Raw genomic sequence first — 17,615 nt, 5'->3', positions numbered from 1 at the left:
ATCGACCGGCCCGTTCACACTGCACTTCCCATTCGCTTGAATCGCTGGCCGTGCATCGGTCCGTCCGAGACGATGACGACGGCGGGGACTTTGTGGGGCGGGAGGTGTTCCGCGCAGATTTCGCGCAGTCGCCTGCTCAGTGCCGGGCGTTCCTCCGCCTCGATCAATTCGACGGTGGCCACGACGATCTGTCCGGTGACGGCGTTCGAGCGGCCGGTCACGACGACATCCCTGATGTTGTCCGCCCGGAGCAGTACGTTCTCGACCTCGGCGGGAGACACCTTCTCGCCGCCCACGTTGATCAGTGCCGAGAGCCGCCCGAGGACGCGCAGCGAACCGTCCTCGGCCACCTCGACCGCGTCCCCGGTGTTGAGCCACCCGTCCTCGTCGAACGGGCTGGGCACGTTGAGATACCCGAGCATGCTGCTGGGTGACTTGATCCAGAGCACGCCGTCGCGCACCTTCGTGCTGAATCCCTGCCCACCGACGTCCATCCGGAGCGAGTCCGACGAGACGGACCGGGTGGGAAGGATGCCGGTCTCGGTGAGGCCGTAGGTCTGCTTGAACCGCACATGGGGGAACACCTCGGCCGCGTGCGCGAGGGTGATCTCGCGCATCGGCTCGGTGCCGTAGGTGACCAGTTCCAGCGAGGACAGGTCGTGGTCCCGATGGGCGCCGGAGAGCAGCAGCATGTTGAGGAAAGTCGGTGTGGTCGGCAGCACCTGGACGCGGTGCCGCTCGATGGCCTCGCACGCGTGCCGCGGGGTGCGGTGCGGCTCGGTGACCACCGTGCCGCCGCCGACGAGTGTGCGGAACAGTGTGTTGACCCCGCCGATGTGGTCGAGCGCCATGAACTGCAGCGTCCTGCGGGGGCGGGACGACTCCCGGAACCCGCCGAGCAGCCGCGGCAGCGAGAGCAGTGCCGCTTTGCTCTCGCCCGTCGAGCCCGAGGAGAACAGCAGCAGGCCGGCTTCGCCGGATTCGGCGAGCTTCGTCAGGAGGGCGGGCCGTGGCTCATCCGGTGCCGTGATCCTCTGGACGGTCCACTCGTCGGGACCGTCGAACTCGAAGAGATGGCTCGCGTGTGCCAGTGCGATCCTGCGCGCCCGCTGTTCCTTCGGCGGATCGGCGGGAGCGAAGGGAACCACGACGCAACCTCGGACGGCAAGCGCCGTGAAGAGCGCGACCACGGCCGGCGAGGCGTTTCCGGCCAGCGCCACGGTCTCGCCCGGGGCCACTCCCTGCCGGTCCAGTTCGGCCGACCAGTCACTGATCCGCTCGCCGAGCTCGCCGCGGGTGACCCTGCCGCCGTGCCCCACCATCGCCTCGGCGTCGGCCCGCCGCTGGAACTGTGCCGCCAGCCAGTCCATCGCGCCTTCTTCAACCCCGTTTGTCATGCGCCCACTTCCTCACCCAGGTCACCCGGGCCGCCCGGTGGAGGCCCGAGTACGATCGCTCCGCCACCGTCACGAGTTCGCTCTCCCGCCCGGCACGGGCCGGGGCGCACCGGCCTCGGCACTGAGCCGAGCGGCGAGCTCCCCGAGCGACCGCATGTCGATGAACGCCCGCAGTCGCAGCTCACAGCCCATGACGTTGCGCACCCGAATGCCGATCGCTTCGGCCACGACCCGGCACAGCTGCCGTTCACGGAGGTCGGCGGACGCCGAGACGCTTCGGACGGTGTCCGATACGGTGCTCGACCACTCGCCACCCGACATGTCTTGCGGCCCGTCTTCCCGTCGGGTGCGGTGAGAAGGGCGGCGAGCATCCGCCCCCGGTCGGGCAACTGTGCGGAGGGGAGCCTGCCGCGCGGGAACTCCCGGACGGCGGCGGGAGTCAGCGCTTCCTGGCCTTCGTCGCCGGGCACGACGTACGCCACCGGTTCGGCCAGGCGGGTGCGGGCCCGGGGCGCCACGACCGCGGCGTGGGCGACGGCAGGGTGCACGAGCAGCGCGCCCTCCACTTCAGCAGGCTTCATACGCGGGCCGCGGGTCGTGACGGGGACGTCACTGAGGCGGCCGGACACGAATCGCTCGCTGATGTGGGCCGGCTGTCCCGCATACCGCTGGGCCACGCCGGGTCCAGCGACGCAGATCTCACCGGCGAACACGGGCGGCAGCAACTGCAACCGGTCGTCGACCACGTAGATCCGGGATGTGCCGGCCGCGCACCCGGCCACCGGCTTCGGTTGTTCGCGGGTCTCCGCCCTTGCCGACTCGACGGTGCACTCGTTGAGGCCGTACGCGTGGCACGCGAGCGGCCCGGGCTGGTCGTGCAGGCGCTGCCACAGTCGGTCGGACGGGCCCTCGCCATCGATCACCACGATCTTCGGCGGGTGCCGGAGCGTCAGGAGGCCGTCGTCGGCCGGCACCTCCAGCCGGCCGGTTGCGCGTTCGAACACGCCGGAGGTCAGGGAGCTCGGCGCACCGACATTCATCCGGCGGCCTTCGGGCAACCGTGTGTACGTCGGGGCTGGTCGGGTGGTGGCATGCGCGACCAGGCTCGTCTGACCGATGACCACACCCTTCGGCTGTCCTGTGGCACCCGGCGTGAACACCCCGTAGGCCGGAGCGGCGGCCGGGCGCCGCGCGAAACCGCCGTCGGCCCGATCGTCTCCGGAGGTCCTCTCCACGTCCGCCAGGAGAGTGGCCGCCGAGACCGTCTCCACCTCGGCGAACGTCTCGTCCGCGACGATCAGATCGCTGCGCCTGTCCCGGCAGATCCCCACCACGGTGTCGGTCCGTACACCGCGAGCCGCAAGGCCCGCGGCCATCGTCCGTGCCCGGGCGGCCACCTCGGCGAAGGTGAGCCGTGCGCCGTCCGCAACGACTGCTTCCCGCTCGGGCGCGTCGGCCGCGGTCGGTTCGAAAGGGTCCCACGCGGACGTGGGTTCCACAGGAGTACGGCCGCCCTCCGGCTCACCGCTCGCGCCGAGCGCCGGCGTTTCCGTCAGTGCGGTCTGGTCGGGCAGCGGCATGCTGCCGAGCGGGAGGTCGGGTTGCCGGCCGAGCGAGCACAGCGGATCGCCGTAGGCCTTGGCGCACCGTTCCATGGCCGCCCCGGAGAACCGCTGGCGGTTGAATTCGACGTGAAGTGAGACTTCGCCTGCCACCCGCTGTACGTCCAGCGACAGGTCGAACGGAAGCTCCGACAATTCCGCGGGGCCCGGTAGGAGCGCCATCTGGAGACGTTCGAGTGCCGATACGTCGCTCAGGTCGGTCGGACCGTAGGTGATGGCGGTCTGGAACAGGTGGTTGCGGCCGGGGGCCGGCGCGCCCGCCAACTCGAACGGAACGTCCTGGTGGTCCAGTGCGTCGTGAAGCGTTTCGCTCACGAGACCGAGAAGCTGATCGAAGAAGAATCCGATCGTTCCGAAAAGTTCTGAGCACGGTCGGCCGAGCACCTGCGTTCCGGCCGATAGGTCACTCGTTCTCGCCCAACGCCGCAACAGAACGAGGTACACGGAAAGCATGCCGACGAACGGGGTCACCGACCGAGCCCGGAAGAACTCTTCGAATTCTGTCACCACATTCCGCGGGACAGCGATTGGAAACCTTGAGCCGATCATTCTTCCCGGACTCTCCTCACCATCCTCGGGCATTTCCCCCAGCTGGCCACGCCAGTAATCCCGGGCGCTCGCTTCCACCTTGGAGGAGTTCTCCGGCAGGCAGAAGTAGGCGTACTGCGCGGCCTTCCCGGAAATATTGTCCGTGCTGATGTGGTGGAACACGAAGACCACCAGGTGGAGGCTCGGCGATATCCGTATCACCGACGTTCGCCGGAGCTGGCCCGACGAAATATCGAACGGAAGGTCGACGACTCTCCTGGCCTCGGCGTCTGCCCACGCCCGGCACTCGCCCTGCGAGTCGCCCTCGGCTCCCACGGTGTCGATAAGCGTGCTTCGAAATGCCTCGTGCCTGCTGCGCAACATCTGAGGCGCACGCGGCGAAGAGGCGGGACCCATACGCGAATGACGCTTGCCCGCGCGACTGTCACCCTCAAGATCCGGTATATCCAGCCCATGTGCGTGACATATTCGGGGCACGGAAGCCCTCCCCTGCCGATCGGCCACCCCTTTGGGAACAGCTTATTTTCAGGCTCGATCAACGCAATCGTTCGAGCGCATGTCAGACGATCTCACTCGCTCCGCATTGAAAGCCCGCCACAGCAAGAAGAGCGCCGACCTAAACGTGACTCCGCTCCGGGGTCATATCCAGCACCGGCAGAGGCAGTTCGCTCAGCTCACGTGTCTCGCCGGCGAGACACCGCCGGGATACAGGGTGACGCAAATGAGAGAGCCAACGCCGGAGTGATTTTACCTGAAGGAAACCCTTTATCTGGAACGGCCGCCTACCCCCGTACACACTCTCGTGCTCGTGTCGATCCTGAGCGAGTATCGGTATGCGAGTGCGGGCGACAGCCGACCCACCCCGCGCCGTAGCGGCCCGCAATTTCGCACGGAAGCAGGCCTGGATGACATCGAACTGTTACGGTTGACCGATACATGCGGAAGCACAGATCGCCGGGGGTATCGTTGCGTACTGCCACTCTCGCAAAGAGGATAAACGAGACAACCAAGCCAAACGCTGCAACGGCAAACACTGCGGGACAGCTACTGAGTATGGGCGTGCAGTTCCACAAGTCCGGCCTGTCGTTCACATCAAGGCAGAGCCTCAATACGTGGGAGGAAGTCGGGACCGGACTGCTTTCTTTCGCCGACTCTTCTACATGGTGGATCGCCGACTGGTTGGTTTATGGTGAATCCGAGTTCCAGGACCGTTACCACGAAGCCATCAAGCGGACGTCGCTCAGCTACCAGACACTTCGTAACTACACGTGGGTCGCGCGCAAGTTCCCGCTGGCCCGCAGGCGGCAGACCCTGAGCTTCAGCCATCACCTTGAAGTGGTGGCGCTCGATCAGCCGGAACAGGACTACTGGCTGAAGAAAGCGGAAGCGATGGGCTGGAGCAGGAACAAGCTTCGCGGGGAGGTTCGCAGCAGCCTCCGCGTGCGACAGGGCGAGGTGACCGGGACCGAGAGCCGTGCGGAGCCGGACAAAGCCGGTCCCGCCGGGGCAAGTTCGGCTTCGGAGCGGGTCGAACGCGCCGCGACCGGATCCGGCTCGGCTCCGGACTGCGGCGATGCCGGCCTCTGGCCCGAAGCGGGGCTGCTGCACATTGAACTGCCGGCCGAAATCCTGGCGCAGATCCAGACCGCCGCCAGGAAGGAAGGCGCGCCGGTCGAGACCTGGGCGATGGAGATACTGCGGCGCGCTGCCGGCGGGTCCTGAGGCGAGGGTGCTGTCGCACGTCGGGAGACCTCCTTGGTGCACTCCCGACGTGCGATTGCCGCCGGTGTTGCCCTGAAAGCGGGCCACGGGGAATGTTGTCGCTCGCGGTTGACAAGACCTGGTGCTACAGCCGTGACTCGCGATCTCGTCTGTCGCGGGTGTTGTGGTGGCAGCGTTGCGCGCGGGTCTGCTGGGTGCGGCGCCGGTCCGACTGGGCGAGCACGATCGTTGGTGGCGGGGGCGCGATGACCCGGACGAGCTCGGGTTCTTCGGGGTGTTGGAGGTCGCGGCTGCGGGTGTCGGTGATGGTCAGGAAGGCCGGGGCGGCCATGGACAGGGTGATGTGACGGTGCCAGACCTCCCAGGTGCGGACCTCGTGCCGGTCCAGTCCGCAGTCGGACTTCGCGGTCTCGGAACAAGGTTCGATGGACCAGCGCAGGCCCATCACCCGGACGATCTCGCCGATCGGGGCGCCGGCCCTGATGTGGACGGCGGAGTAGGTGATCGAGCGCCGCACCGGCAGCAGATGGAGGTGGCCGCGACGGGGACCGCCTTCGGTGCCGCCCGGCCAGGTCACCTCGGCCGGCGCCCAGTCGCGGGAACGCAGGCCCCTGGCCCCGGCCCCGCACGGGCGGCGCTCGTGGACGAGCGGGATGGCGGCGGAGAACGCGTCCACCCGCAGGTTTCCGGTTCCGTGCGTGTGCACCGTCTCGTCCACGGGAACGGCCATGGCCTACGCGGTGCGGCGGCGTTCCGCGTCCTCTCACCAGGAAGCGGGCAGATACGACTCGCGGTCGGCCGCCCCCGCCGACATCCGGCCCTTCTTGAGGAACGTGGTCGAATCCAGCACCAGCACCCCGTCCGGGCGGGCCGAGAACTGGACCACGAACGCCCGCAGGGCATCGCGAAGCTGATCCGCGCACCAGGTCGACCGCGCCAGAGAATGGAAAAGACAACGCGTCACCCACCGACCGGAAACAGACACGAGTCACGGCTTTGGTACCAGGTAAATTCCTTCGGCGCCCCCGAATGGATTCGCCGCAAAATCTCCTGAAGAACGAACCTGGTGTCCTGCATCGCGACAGGACGGTCGCGGAAATTACCCAGGATTCCTCATTTGTCTGGACGTGTTTAGCCGGCGTCCATGACGATGAAGGCGCTGTTGGGCGAATGGCATTCCAAGTATGAGGATGATAAATGACAGGGTTTTCCCGATGGCTGCTGCGCAGGCCGTCCGACGACGCGACCGCCCGCATCTTTTGCTTCCCCTACTCCGGTGTCGGAGCCTCGATGTTCAACCGCTGGCCCCGCTGGATAGGCAGCGTCGAGGTGTGTCCGCTGCAGCTCCCGGCCAGGGAGAACCGGGTCCGGGAGCCGCACTTCGGCACCTACGAGGCGCTGGCGGAGAATTTGGTCGAGCCGCTGCTGCCCTATCTGGACCGACCGTTCGTCCTGTTCGGCCACTGCGCCGGTGCGCTGCCCGCCTTCGAGACAGCGGCTCTGCTGGCCGAGCGCGGTCTGCCGCTGCCCCTCGAACTGGTCGTCTCGGCCCAGGTGGCGCCGCACCACTGTCCTCAGAACCGTTTCCTCGACATGGACGACGAGCAGCTTGGTGAGGAACTGGCCCGGGTGATCGTCGAGGGGGGCGGCGAACCCCACCCGCTGCTGATCGAGCTGACGCTTGAGGTGCTTCACCAGGACCTCGACGCCAACCGCGTCTACAACCGGGAGCGGCCGTCGCTCCTGCCCGCCGGCATCACCGCACTGCACTGGGCGGACGACACCGAGATCGCCCCCGAGCAGCTCCTGGGGTGGAAGGAGTACGCCGCAGACGTCGGTTTCCCGGTCCTGGACGGTGGCCACTACGCGTTTCTCTCCGCTCCCGAGCAGCTGATGGAGCTCTTCGCGTCCATCTTCGCCGAGCGGGCGAAGACCGGGCCGGCCCTGCGGAGGACCGGCCACCCTGGAGGTCACGGCTGACCATGCAGACCATCGACGGGGTGTTCGCCCAGAAGGTCCGCGAGGTTCCCGACGCCATCGCGGTCAGCGCCCACGACGGCGACCTCACCTACACAGAGCTCGACGCCCGCGCCAATCGGACCGCACACCACCTGTGCCGGCATGGGGTCCGGCCCGGGGACGTGGTCGCGATCCACGCCGAGCGTTCCGCCGCGTCCGTCGTCATGCTGCTGGCCGTACTCAAGGCAGGTGCCGCCTATCTGGCGCTGGACACCCGGCACCCGTACGAGCGACGCCAGGCGATGCTCGACGACGCCTCGGCCAAGGTGGTGCTGACCCAGCAGCACCTGGCAGCGGGCCTGTCGGCCCACGGTCGGACCCTGATCAGCCTGGACGGCCACTGGCCGTCGATCGCCGAGGAGCCGGCCACACCGCCCGCCGTCATGACCGGGCCTGAGGACATCGCCTACGTCGCCTACACCTCGGGGTCCACGGGTCGCCCCAAAGGTGTGTGCGTTCCCCACAGAGCGGTCTTGCGCCTGGTGGTCGGCACCGACATCGCCGACCTCCGCGATGACGACGTGTTCCTGCAGTTCGCGCCCCTTGCCTTCGACGCCTCGACCTGGGAGACATGGGGAGCGCTGCTGGCCGGTGCCCGGCTGGCCGTCGCCCCGCCCGGACAACTGACCCCGGATGAGCTGACGTTGCACGCACGCCGTGCGGGGGTCACGGTGATGTGGCTGACCGCCGGGCTCTTCCACCAGGTCGTGGACTCCGGGCTGGAAAACCTGCGCGGCCTGCGCTACCTCTTGGCCGGGGGCGACGTGCTGTCCGCGCCGCATGTCGCCCGTGCGCTTGAGGCGTTGCCAGGGACGACGATAGTCAACGGGTACGGACCCACCGAGAACACCACCTTCACCTGCTGCCACACGGTGCGGGACGTGCCCGCCACGGGCACCGTCCCGATCGGCAAGCCCATCACGGGCACCGCGGTGCAGGTGCTGGACGGCCGGCTGCACCCCGTCCCGGACGGAGAGGCCGGCGAGCTCTACACGACCGGGCTCGGCCTGGCGCACGGCTACCTGGGCAGTCCCGGGCGGACGGCCGAGCGTTTCGTGGCCGATCCGTATTCCGATGTCCCGGGTGCCCGTATGTACCGCACCGGCGACTTCGTACGGCGGCTGCCGGACGGGACGCTGGAGTTCCTCGGCCGTGACGACGACCAGGTGAAGATTCGCGGCTTCCGGGTCGAGACCGGCGAAGTGGAGTCGACGCTCGCCTCGCTGCCCGACGTGGCCCACGCGGCGGTCGTCGCCCAGCGCGCCCCGTCCGGAGAGCACCGTCTCATCGGTTACGTGGTCGCCGCGTCCGGCGCCGAAGTCTCCGCTCTGGAGACGCGGGAACGGCTGGAGAGGGTGCTGCCGCAGTACTGCGTCCCGGCTCTCGTACGGATCCTCGACGCACTCCCGCTGACGGAGAACGGCAAGGTGGACCGCGTCGCCCTGGTCGATGCCGGGGGGCAGGACAGACCCGAACTCAGCGCGCCGTACCGGTCACCCGAGTCGCCGCTGGAGCGCGCCATCACTCAGTTGTGGACGGACCAGATCGGGATCGTGGGCATCGGAGCCGACGACGACTTCTTCGAGATCGGCGGCCACTCGCTGCTTGCCGTGACGATCCTCACGGAACTGCGGCGGGGATACGGCGTCGAGATCTCGCCGCGCTCCCTGTACCTGGACCCCAGCCCGGCGGGCCTGGCGCGTGCGGTGGAGCAGGCGAGGTCGGAACCGTGATCAACAGCCGTACGGACGCCTGCCTTCCTGCCGAAGTCGATTTGCTGCTGCCCCGACCGCACACCGATTGGCAGGAGGATCGGACGTAATGGATTTCAGTCTCTTCTATTTCGCCAATGACAGCGGAACCGCGGAGGACGACCGGTACCGGCTGCTGCTCGATGGCGCCCGCTTCGCGGACGAGCACGGTTTGCATGCCGTGTGGACTCCTGAACGTCACTTTCACCAGTTCGGAGGGACTTATCCGAATCCCTCGGTGACCAGTGCGGCGATAGCCGCGACCACCAGTCGCGTCAAGATCCGGGCGGGAAGCGTGGTGGCACCGCTGCATCACCCGTTGCGGATCGCCGAGGAATGGTCTGTGGTGGACAACATCTCAGGTGGCCGCGTCGGGGTGTCCTTTGCCTCCGGGTGGCACGCTACGGACTTCGCGCTGAACCCATCGGCGTACGCAGATCGCAGGACCGTGATGTTCGAGCTGGTCGAGCAGGTGCGCGCGCTGTGGCGCGGAGAGCCGATCGACGTTACCGATGGGACAGGGAATCCGGCGAAGGTGCGGTCGTTCCCTCCCCCGGTGCAGGCCGAGCTTCCGGTCTGGATCACCAGCGTTGGCGATGTCGAGACCTTCCGAAGAGCGGGCCGTGTCCGTGCCGGGCTGCTGACCCATCTGCTCGGGCAGAGCCTCGATCAGTTGGCGGAGAAGATCCTTGAGTACCGGAAGGCCGCGACCGAGGCGAGTCAGGGCGAATGGCCGGGTCATGTCGTGGTGATGCTGCACACTTTCCTCGGCGCGGACAATGAGGTCGTTCGGGAATTCGTCAGACCGTCGCTGACGGCCTACATGCGCAGCTCACTCGGCCTCATCCTGTCGTCGGACCTCGGCTCCGAGCCGGAGGACTCAGGAAAACTCGAGCCTGACGAGATCGATTTCCTTGTCGAGCGATCGTTCGAGCACTATTTCGACAATGTTGGCCTTCTCGGCTCGGTTGACAAGGCCAACGAGGTCGTTGCGCGCCTCGCGGAGCTTGGTGTGGACGAGATTGCCTGTCTCATTGACTTCGGGCTGCCGGCAGACGAGGTCATCTCAGGTCTGACGTTTCTCAAGCCACTGCGCGACGCGTGGGCCACCAGCGATGCAAAGGGTCACGGCACAGCGGGATGACACAAGGCGGCGTCGAACCGCGAGCCTTCCACCGTCGTGCTGTGATTGCCTCGGTCCTTGGTTCCGCGCGGTCGGCGACGACCCGACAGTGAGCGTCGTACCGCGGTGACCTGGCCGACGCCCAGCGAGCCGTGACGCGCGAGTCCCTGTTGGAGCGGCGTGAGGCGCGGGGAGCACGGTTGATACGCCGGTTTCCGTGCCTTCGGGTGGTGAGGCGGTGACCGCTGTGAAAGCGAGCGGCTTGGGCGCGGTGCAGGGCGCGTGGTCGCCGGTGTGGGGACCGGGCAGGGGCGAGTAGGCGCTCAGCGGCCTGTATCGGGAGGTGTTCGCCGCGCGGGTGACTGCGTCAGCCTGATCACGGCGGCCCACCGCACTATCTGGGCATGATGGTCGAGGCGGCGTTCATGGTCGCGGCTGAGGCGGCGTGAGCGGGAGAGCGGCTCAGCGTGCACTCCACCACCCCCTGCGGGCCAGTACGACAAATCCGCGCCGCCCGTCGGAGCGGCGCACGACCTCGAAGCGCACTCCGTGGCGGGCGAACCCCTCCGCCGGCATCGCGGAACGGATCTCGGCCGAGGCCCCAGCGTTTCCCCCCATCGCTGCTCCCGTTTGCCCCGCACCCCGTCTGCAAGATCAGTAGTACCCGTTGACGGCGTGCCACTGCTGGGCCAAATCGGCCATCCGAATGTGAAACTCACCAGCAGTCTCATGGGCCAAACTCACGTCGGCCTCCAGCGGCCGCAGCGGCAGGTTCGGGTTCGGGTGAGCAAAGAAAGGGATGGAGATGCGATCGGAGTGCGCATCCATACGGCTGGGGTTCACGACGCGATGTACGGTGCTGGCCAACCGGCCGCCGCTCCACAAAGTCATGATTTGGCCCAGGTTGACCACGAATGAGTCTGGCACATGCGGCACATCGATCCACACGTCCTTCTCATACTGTACCTGCAGCCCGCCGGGGGAATTGTCCTGGAAGAGAATCGTGAAGGCGCACCAGTCGCGGTGTTTTTCATTTCGCAGCGACCCCCGCGGAGGCGGTACCGGCTGGGGCGAGTAATAGTTGCACACGAGCGGACTCATATGCTGGTCAAAGAAACCGTGAAGGACTTCTGGGGCCACATCCAGTATCCGGGCAAATATTTCGATCAGCCGACCGGCAAGCTGCTCCATCGCTTCGTAGTACGCCAGGGCTGACTGTCGAAGACCGGGCACGGTCGGCCAACGATTCGTCCCGCACAGACGGTTATTGAGCGTGCGCGCTTCCTCGACATCCGTCAGCTCACCGAGACGGTTGGCGTAGAACTGCTCGTGCCGCTCTCCTGGTATGTAACCCCGAAACAAAGGATCCATCGAATCGGCGGACACGGCAGCTTTGAATTCATGGTCGCTTCGGAAGAATTCTTGAAATGCACCGTAGGCCTGAGTCACGGTAGCGCCCGGAACACCGTGGCCAACGATTACAAAAAATCCACTGGTCCTACAGGCCTCGGCGACTGCTGCACTCACGGCACTTTGAGGGTCATACTTTCCTTCAGTTCCAGCACCTAGATCAATGACGGGAACGTAATCGGAGGTCATGTACGAATCCAATCGATGGTTCGACTGCGGTTCGGTGCGGTCACAAAGTCGCCGGACTCTGCGTGCATCTATGACTGCCAGGATATCCTGGGCCTGGAGACGGAACAAAGGTATGAGCATGCAGACAACGGCATCTGCCTGCCTTCCACAGGTCGGGATCGGCACCGAGTGCGAGAGAACGTACGGGGCGCCACGTAGGTGTTCCGAATAGTGGCGCTTACCAAAATGAACGCGCCGACGCTTGCCGAACTGTCTCGCCGGCGAGACAGGTTCGCGACCCGGCCGGCGGCTTATAGCGTGTCGGACACGTTCGACCTCGCCACCCGGGCCAAAGAGACATCCGCCGATCCTGGGCTGTCGTAAGTTCGCGTTCCTTCGACACAATCGACGGCCACGGAGCAGTGAGCGGAATCACCGCGCATGCGCTTCGAGGCATTGCGTGGGTCGGGCCTGAACGTAGGCTGTTCTTCAGGAATGGCTGATCGGTCGGTGAGGGCTTTGATGCCCCGAATACGTCACGCGAAGGGGCGGGATATGCCGGATCTGGATAATGCCGATCTAGCAGGCAAGCGTCATTCAAGTGCAGTTCCCGCCTCACCCGCGCAGCGGAGGATGTACTTTGCTTCGAAATTGCGACCGGACGATTCGGCTGAGGTCTGGGGAACTGTCCTGGCTGTCGCCGGAGAGATTGCGATAGATAAATTTGAGCGCGCACTCGGGCGGCTGAGCAGCAGGCATGACGCGCTGCGTAGTGCGTTCCTGGAGCGCGGCGGCGAAGTTCTCCAGGTGGTGCATGGCGTGGACGAAGCTATCGCACAGCCCTGGATCGATGTCCTCGAAGCGGCGGGGGATTCACTGGACGACCGCCAGGCATGGGCGGAGATCGAGGCCCGAAAGCTATTCGATGTTCCGTTTGATATTACGTCGGGACCGCTCTGGCGAACGAGCGTGATACGGATTTCGTCCACGCTTCACTTGGTGACCTTTGTGTTTCATCACCTCGTCTGGGACGACATTTCTGCGCAGGTGTTCGCCGAAGAGCTTCGTCTCGCATATGACGATCCGAACGCGCCTGTCTTCGCGACGCCGGCCGCGCAGTACTCTGATTTCTGTCAGGTGGTGAACGGCTCCGAGGCAGATAGTGACGGCCTGGACTACTGGCGCGGACAGTTGGCGGGTATTCAGCCGATAAGGATGCCCGAGGACGGAGTGAAAAACTCGGACGGGATGCTCGGATCCCGTCTCCCAGTATCTCTTCCGGCAAGCTGGGCTGCGGAGTTCGAAGAATTCTGCAGGGATCGCTCCGTGACTCCGTTCACAGGTATGCTCGCAGTGTATTTTATCCTGTTGCAGCGTTGGGCCGGAGCGAGCGACATCACGGTCGGTACACAGATGCTCAACCGACCCCACCCGGCCCTTTTTGGAACGATCGGATTCTTCGCCAACACGGTGGCGCTGCGTTGCCAGGCGATGTCCACAATGACCTTTGATCAGTTCCTCGATCTCGTGAGCGAAACAGTTCACGACGCACTTGACCACCAGAACGTGCCGTTCGAGGCCGTGGTCGCTGACCTGGCGCCGCAGCGGGAAGTCGACCGCAACCCCCTGTTTCAGGCTGCCATCAGCTACAGCACGCTCGACCCGAGCGAGGTATGGGCGCTTGAGGGTCTCCAGGTGACTCCCATGCCAGAACCATCAGAGTTGTCAGGGCTCCAGTTTGACCTGGCCCTGGACATTCAGCCGCAGGCAGGTGAGGTGGCACTCACCGTCGAGTACAACCGCCGGCGGTTCTCCGATGCGGCCATGCAACGGTTTGCTGAAGCCTACGGAAGCCTGCTGAACTCACTCACTCGGGCTCCGGATGTCGCGATCGGGAGCATTCCCGTGCTCGGCCAAAACGCACTGGTGGAAACGCTGATGCTTGGCGCGAGCGACGATCCACAGGACGGCCGTGCCCTCGTAGACTCCACGTCTGCCTGGGACCTCTTCGAACGGACGGCCTCGATCACACCCGAGCGGGAGGCAGTCGTCGCGGACGGGGACCGGCTCACGTTCGCCGAACTGGCCGACCGGGCACGGACGATGGCCGTGGGCCTGCAGGCGCGTGGAGTGCGGACCGGCAGCGTCGCAGGGATCTGCCTGGACAGGCGCTGCGATCTGATCGTCGCGATGCTTGCCACCTGGTGCGCGGGTGGCGCTTTCCTGCTGCTGGATCCACAGCAGCCCGAGTTCCGCCGTCGCCTGCTCGTCGAGGAGGCGGGCATCGATCTGGTCATCGCGGACGATGCATTCGCCGAGGTGGTAACCGTCTCGACGGCCGTGCTCCTGGCGGACGCGTCGAAGGTCGCGGAGAGTGATCCTGCCGGTAGTGACGCATGCGCCCGTCGCCCGCCCGCTGCTCCGGCCTACATGGTCTTCACCTCGGGGTCCACCGGAAAGCCGAAGGGCGTGGTCGTCGATCAGGCGGGCCTTGTTGCGCTCGCCGGCACTCAGCTGGCGCCGATGTACGCACGCCTGCCGGAAGGCCGTCAGGTGAATATCGGTGGGCTTGGCGCCCTGACCGCCGACACGTTCATCAACCAGTGTCTGGGCATGATCGCCTTCGGGCACCGACTGCTGTTGCTCGACGAAGAAGATCGAATGGATCCGGCACAGCTCCTTGCCCGCGGATCGGATCCCGATACAGCGATCGAGGTACTCGAGTGCAGCAGCAGCCAGCTGGAGATCCTGGTCGACGACGGGCTGCTGGCAGTCCCGTACCCGCCGAAGCTCCTGGTGATCGGTGGGGAGACCACGTCTGATCGGCTGTGGCACATCCTCCACGACCAGCCCGAGTTGCTCGCGTTCAACACGTACGGTCTCACTGAGGGCACAGTCGAGTCGACCAAGGTGGAGATTCGCGAACATCCACAACCGGTGGCCGGGCGCGCGGCAGGTACGTCCCAGATCTATGTCGTCGACGGTCAGTTCCAGTTGCTGCCGCCCATGTTCGTCGGTGAGATCTACATCGGTGGGCTCGGCGTGGCCCAGGGATACGCGGGGCAGCCCGCACACACCAGCGAGAGATTCGTTGCCGACCCCTTCAGCCGTGTCCCGGGACAGCGCATGTACCGCACAGGCGACAAGGGCCGGCTTCGTCCTGACGGGCAGTTGGAGTTCTGGGGCCGCATCGACGACCAGGTCAAGATCCGCGGCGTGCGCGTGGAGCCGGGCGAGGTGGAGGCCGCGCTGCTGGGGCACCCCGCCATCGCCAGCGCCACTGTCGTCGCGACCGACGCGGGCACGCGCCTGGCTCAACTGGTGGCATACGTCGAGCCCGGCGACGACCGCCGTGAGGGGCTGACGCCCGCCGCTGTTCAGGAATTCCTGCGCGGCAGACTCCCGTCCACGTTGTTGCCCGACCAGGTGATAGTTCTCGATGCGTTTCCGAGCGCGCCCATCGGCTTGCTGGACCGCAAGGCGCTGCTGGGCATCAAGTCGTCGGACACCGTGCCGGACGCAGACCGAAGTGCCTCGATGTCCGCTGACTCTCGTGAACGGCAACTGTGCGAGATCGTGGCCGAGGTAGTCGGCGTTCCGCGGGCGGGCCTCAAGGACAACTTCTTCGACCTCGGTGGAGATTCGCTGCTGGCCATGATCGTCATCGGTCGCGTACGCACCGTCCTGGGTTGCGAGCTGGCACTCCGGGCAATCTTTGAAGCGCAGTCGATCGGAGACATGGCCGCCCAGCTCAGTTCCGACGTCGGTAGGCCTCGGCCCGCACTGGGCAGGAGGGGAAACTCGTGACGCGCTCCTCCGCAGAGCCGAGCACTCGGCAGAACACGGCGCCTCGCTCCGCCGCTCCGCTGCAGAGCGGTAACGTTTGAGCGTCCGACAGATTCGACACCCCCTCCAGGACAACGCACGCGAGTTGGTCGCTCTCTCCGTCGTCCGCCCTGCCGTTGAGCCGATGCTCACCTGCCGGCCAGTCCCACGCGTGACTCCACCGTCGCTCAACGACCTTCACCCTGCCCGCGGCGCCACGGGCCGTGACCTTCGGTCGGCCCTGGGGCGAGCGCGGAACAAGCGGTAGCACCGTGCGAGGGGCTCACCGGAGTGGGCGGGCGTACGGGCAGCCGTGGCGGTGGTCGGCGACCACCACTGCGAGCAATCGACCTGGATGATCCTCGTGGTCCTGGACACCGAATCGGCCGTACGGATCCCCACCGTGCGCAGGATCCGCTCACCGGGCCGGACGCTCAGAGCGAGGTCGTGGAAGCTGTCGAGTGCGCGCAACTCCGCCATCTTCGGATGGTCGCGCAGCGTTCCGGCCGCGGGCGAGACCATGTTCACCAGCCCGGCCCGGCTGTGCAGGGTGTAGTCGCCTTCCCACCGGTCCAGGAAACGGTCCGGATTCAGGTATCCATTCAGGCCCCTGTTTGGACTAAATACCGGCCACCGGCCGACCGGGAAAGTCGCGGAGCCCCCTGGCGTGCCTTCCGGGCACTAGCAATACATGTTGACTATCTCCTAGACTAGAAGCATGGTGATGCTCCGATCCCGGGCTCCCCGGATCCCGGGCTTCACCGATCGGAAGGAGGCAGCCTTGTCCTTCAGCTCTTCCGGCTCCACTCCCCCCGAGCGCTTCACCCGGCGCCTCGGGCAACTGGTGGGCATCGAGACGCCGTCGGGTTGGGAGCGAGGGCTGAACGACGCCTACGACCTGCTCGAAAGCTGGGCGGACGGCGCGCTGGGCCACCCCGAACGGATCGTCTCCGACGGGGTGCCGCATCTGTACTGGCCCGGCGCGGACCCCGCCGTGCCGAAGAGCCGCCGGGTCCTGCTGCTCGGGCACGCCGACACGGTGTGGCCGCTGGGCACGCTGGCGGAGAACCCGTTCGAAGTGTCAGGGGCGCGTGCGACCGGCCCCGGGGTCTTCGACATGAAGGCCGGGCTCGTGCTCGCCTTCGAGGCCCTCGCGTCGGCCGGTGACGTCTCGCACGTCAGCATGGTGGTGTCCGGTGACGAGGAGCGCGGGTCGATCACCTCGCGCGCGCTCGTCGAGGAGGCCGCGGCTGCCTGCGGCGCGGTCCTGGTGCTGGAACCCAGCGAGGGCGGCGCGCTCAAGACCGCGCGCAAGGGCGTCGCGCAGTACCGCCTGGGTGTCAGCGGCCGGGCCGCGCACGCCGGACTGGAACCCCACAAGGGTGTCAACGCGCTGATCGAGCTGGCCCACCAGGTGCTGACGATCAGCGAGCTGGCCGACCGCGACCGCGGGACCACCGTCACGCCCACCGTGGGCAGCGCCGGCACCACCACCAACACCGTTCCGGAGCAGGCGTTCGTGGAGGTCGACGTGCGGGCCTGGGAACGTGGGGAACTGGACCGGGTGGAACGGGAGTTGCGGGCCCTGCGCGCGCGGGAGCCCGGCGCCGAACTCGCCTTCCTTGGCAGTGTCAACCGCGGCCCGCTGGAACGCGGGATGTCGGTCGACCTGTTGCGCTCCGCCCAGGCGGTCGCCGAACGGCTGGGGCTCGCCCCGGTCACCGAGACCAGCGTCGGCGGCGGCTCGGACGGGAACATCACCGCGAGTCTGGGGGTGCCCACGCTGGACGGCCTGGGCCCGGACGGCGGTGGCGCACACGCCCGCCACGAGTGGGTGGACCTCGACTCCGTCCGGGACCGCACCGCCCTCGTCGCCGGCCTCCTCACCGGTCTCCGCGCCGATCCGGCCGACTGAGACCAGGACCCCGGTTTCACCCTCGATGGCCTCGGACCGATCCCGGTCACACCCCCGACCGCCTCAAACCAAACCCGGTCACACCCCCGACGGCCTGGCACAGACCACCGGTTA

Annotated in this window: 13 protein-coding genes; 7 read left to right on the top strand and 6 right to left on the bottom strand. The window is 66.7% G+C overall.

Translation table 11 applies throughout. From position 1 onward, the window contains the following. Positions 1 to 14: 14 nt before the first annotated feature. Both R6V09_RS04075 and R6V09_RS04070 read right to left on the bottom strand, forming a co-directional pair. Positions 15 to 1,397 carry a class I adenylate-forming enzyme family protein gene (locus tag R6V09_RS04075; RefSeq protein ID WP_317879945.1) on the bottom strand — a complete coding sequence of 461 codons (1,383 nt, stop codon included), beginning with the start codon at positions 1,395 to 1,397 and terminating at the stop codon, positions 15 to 17. After that, positions 1,394 to 4,072, bottom strand: a complete 2,679-nt coding sequence (locus R6V09_RS04070) for an AMP-binding protein (RefSeq protein ID WP_317879944.1) — start codon at positions 4,070 to 4,072, stop codon at positions 1,394 to 1,396. The genes R6V09_RS04075 and R6V09_RS04070 overlap by 4 nt, the downstream gene beginning before the upstream one ends. Positions 4,073 to 4,621: 549 nt before the next feature. On the opposite strand from R6V09_RS04070, the gene R6V09_RS04065 reads away from it, so the two are divergent. Beyond that, a complete protein-coding gene (locus tag R6V09_RS04065) occupies positions 4,622 to 5,290 on the top strand; it encodes an LmbU family transcriptional regulator (protein WP_317879943.1) in 669 nt (222 codons plus the stop codon). Positions 5,291 to 5,414: 124 nt separating this feature from the next. Here R6V09_RS04065 and R6V09_RS04060 read toward each other — a convergent pair whose 3' ends face one another. Next, the gene (locus R6V09_RS04060) at positions 5,415 to 6,020 is read right to left on the bottom strand and encodes a hypothetical protein (RefSeq protein WP_317879942.1); all 606 of its coding nucleotides are present in this window, start codon (positions 6,018 to 6,020) and stop codon (positions 5,415 to 5,417) included. Between the two features lie 33 nt (positions 6,021 to 6,053). Beyond that, positions 6,054 to 6,254 (bottom strand): transposase, encoded by a 201-nt coding sequence (locus tag R6V09_RS04055; protein ID WP_317879941.1) that lies wholly within the window; start codon positions 6,252 to 6,254, stop codon positions 6,054 to 6,056. 233 nt (positions 6,255 to 6,487) lie between these two features. Here R6V09_RS04055 and R6V09_RS04050 point away from each other — a divergent pair, with 233 nt between their 5' ends. The 3 genes from R6V09_RS04050 to R6V09_RS04040 all read left to right on the top strand — a co-directional run bounded on the left by R6V09_RS04050 (position 6,488) and on the right by R6V09_RS04040 (position 10,204). Next, positions 6,488 to 7,270: a thioesterase II family protein gene (locus R6V09_RS04050; protein ID WP_317879940.1), complete on the top strand. Its 783-nt coding sequence runs from the start codon at positions 6,488 to 6,490 to the stop codon at positions 7,268 to 7,270. A 2-nt stretch (positions 7,271 to 7,272) separates the two neighbouring features. After that, positions 7,273 to 9,042 (top strand): non-ribosomal peptide synthetase, encoded by a 1,770-nt coding sequence (locus R6V09_RS04045; RefSeq protein ID WP_317879939.1) that lies wholly within the window; start codon positions 7,273 to 7,275, stop codon positions 9,040 to 9,042. Between the two features lie 88 nt (positions 9,043 to 9,130). Then, on the top strand, positions 9,131 to 10,204 hold the full coding sequence (locus tag R6V09_RS04040; protein WP_317879938.1) for a MupA/Atu3671 family FMN-dependent luciferase-like monooxygenase: 1,074 nt from the start codon (positions 9,131 to 9,133) through the stop codon (positions 10,202 to 10,204). 441 nt (positions 10,205 to 10,645) lie between these two features. Here the strand turns inward: R6V09_RS04040 and R6V09_RS04035 are convergent, their stop codons facing one another. Both R6V09_RS04035 and R6V09_RS04030 read right to left on the bottom strand, forming a co-directional pair. Continuing rightward, positions 10,646 to 10,801: a hypothetical protein gene (locus tag R6V09_RS04035; RefSeq protein WP_317879937.1), complete on the bottom strand. Its 156-nt coding sequence runs from the start codon at positions 10,799 to 10,801 to the stop codon at positions 10,646 to 10,648. A gap of 36 nt (positions 10,802 to 10,837) precedes the next feature. Next, a complete protein-coding gene (locus R6V09_RS04030) occupies positions 10,838 to 11,782 on the bottom strand; it encodes an isopenicillin N synthase family dioxygenase (protein WP_317879936.1) in 945 nt (314 codons plus the stop codon). A gap of 534 nt (positions 11,783 to 12,316) precedes the next feature. Between R6V09_RS04030 and R6V09_RS04025 the strand changes: the two genes are divergently transcribed. The 3 genes from R6V09_RS04025 (at position 12,317) to R6V09_RS04015 (ending at position 17,501) form a co-directional block, all read left to right on the top strand. Beyond that, entirely contained in the window at positions 12,317 to 15,568 is a 3,252-nt protein-coding gene (locus R6V09_RS04025) for a non-ribosomal peptide synthetase (RefSeq protein ID WP_317879935.1), read from the top strand. A 331-nt stretch (positions 15,569 to 15,899) separates the two neighbouring features. After that, the gene (locus tag R6V09_RS04020; protein WP_317879934.1) at positions 15,900 to 16,142 is read left to right on the top strand and encodes a hypothetical protein; all 243 of its coding nucleotides are present in this window, start codon (positions 15,900 to 15,902) and stop codon (positions 16,140 to 16,142) included. Positions 16,143 to 16,367: 225 nt separating this feature from the next. Then, a complete protein-coding gene (locus R6V09_RS04015; RefSeq protein WP_317879933.1) occupies positions 16,368 to 17,501 on the top strand; it encodes a M20/M25/M40 family metallo-hydrolase in 1,134 nt (377 codons plus the stop codon). Positions 17,502 to 17,615: the final 114 nt, after the last annotated feature.

The organism is Streptomyces sp. W16, assembly GCF_033194735.1.
Lineage (GTDB): Bacteria > Actinomycetota > Actinomycetes > Streptomycetales > Streptomycetaceae > Streptomyces.
This window is presented reverse-complemented; position numbering and strand designations above follow the sequence as displayed.

Coding starts and splice junctions, on each gene's coding strand:
- R6V09_RS04050 (WP_317879940.1), top strand. CDS start 6,488: ATGACAGGGTTTTCCCGATGGCTGCTGCGCAGGCCGTCCGACGACGCG.
- R6V09_RS04030 (WP_317879936.1), bottom strand. CDS start 11,782: ATGACCTCCGATTACGTTCCCGTCATTGATCTAGGTGCTGGAACTGAA.
- R6V09_RS04075 (WP_317879945.1), bottom strand. CDS start 1,397: ATGACAAACGGGGTTGAAGAAGGCGCGATGGACTGGCTGGCGGCACAG.
- R6V09_RS04045 (WP_317879939.1), top strand. CDS start 7,273: ATGCAGACCATCGACGGGGTGTTCGCCCAGAAGGTCCGCGAGGTTCCC.
- R6V09_RS04060 (WP_317879942.1), bottom strand. CDS start 6,020: ATGGCCGTTCCCGTGGACGAGACGGTGCACACGCACGGAACCGGAAAC.
- R6V09_RS04035 (WP_317879937.1), bottom strand. CDS start 10,801: ATGGGGGGAAACGCTGGGGCCTCGGCCGAGATCCGTTCCGCGATGCCG.
- R6V09_RS04065 (WP_317879943.1), top strand. CDS start 4,622: ATGGGCGTGCAGTTCCACAAGTCCGGCCTGTCGTTCACATCAAGGCAG.
- R6V09_RS04025 (WP_317879935.1), top strand. CDS start 12,317: ATGCCGGATCTGGATAATGCCGATCTAGCAGGCAAGCGTCATTCAAGT.
- R6V09_RS04040 (WP_317879938.1), top strand. CDS start 9,131: ATGGATTTCAGTCTCTTCTATTTCGCCAATGACAGCGGAACCGCGGAG.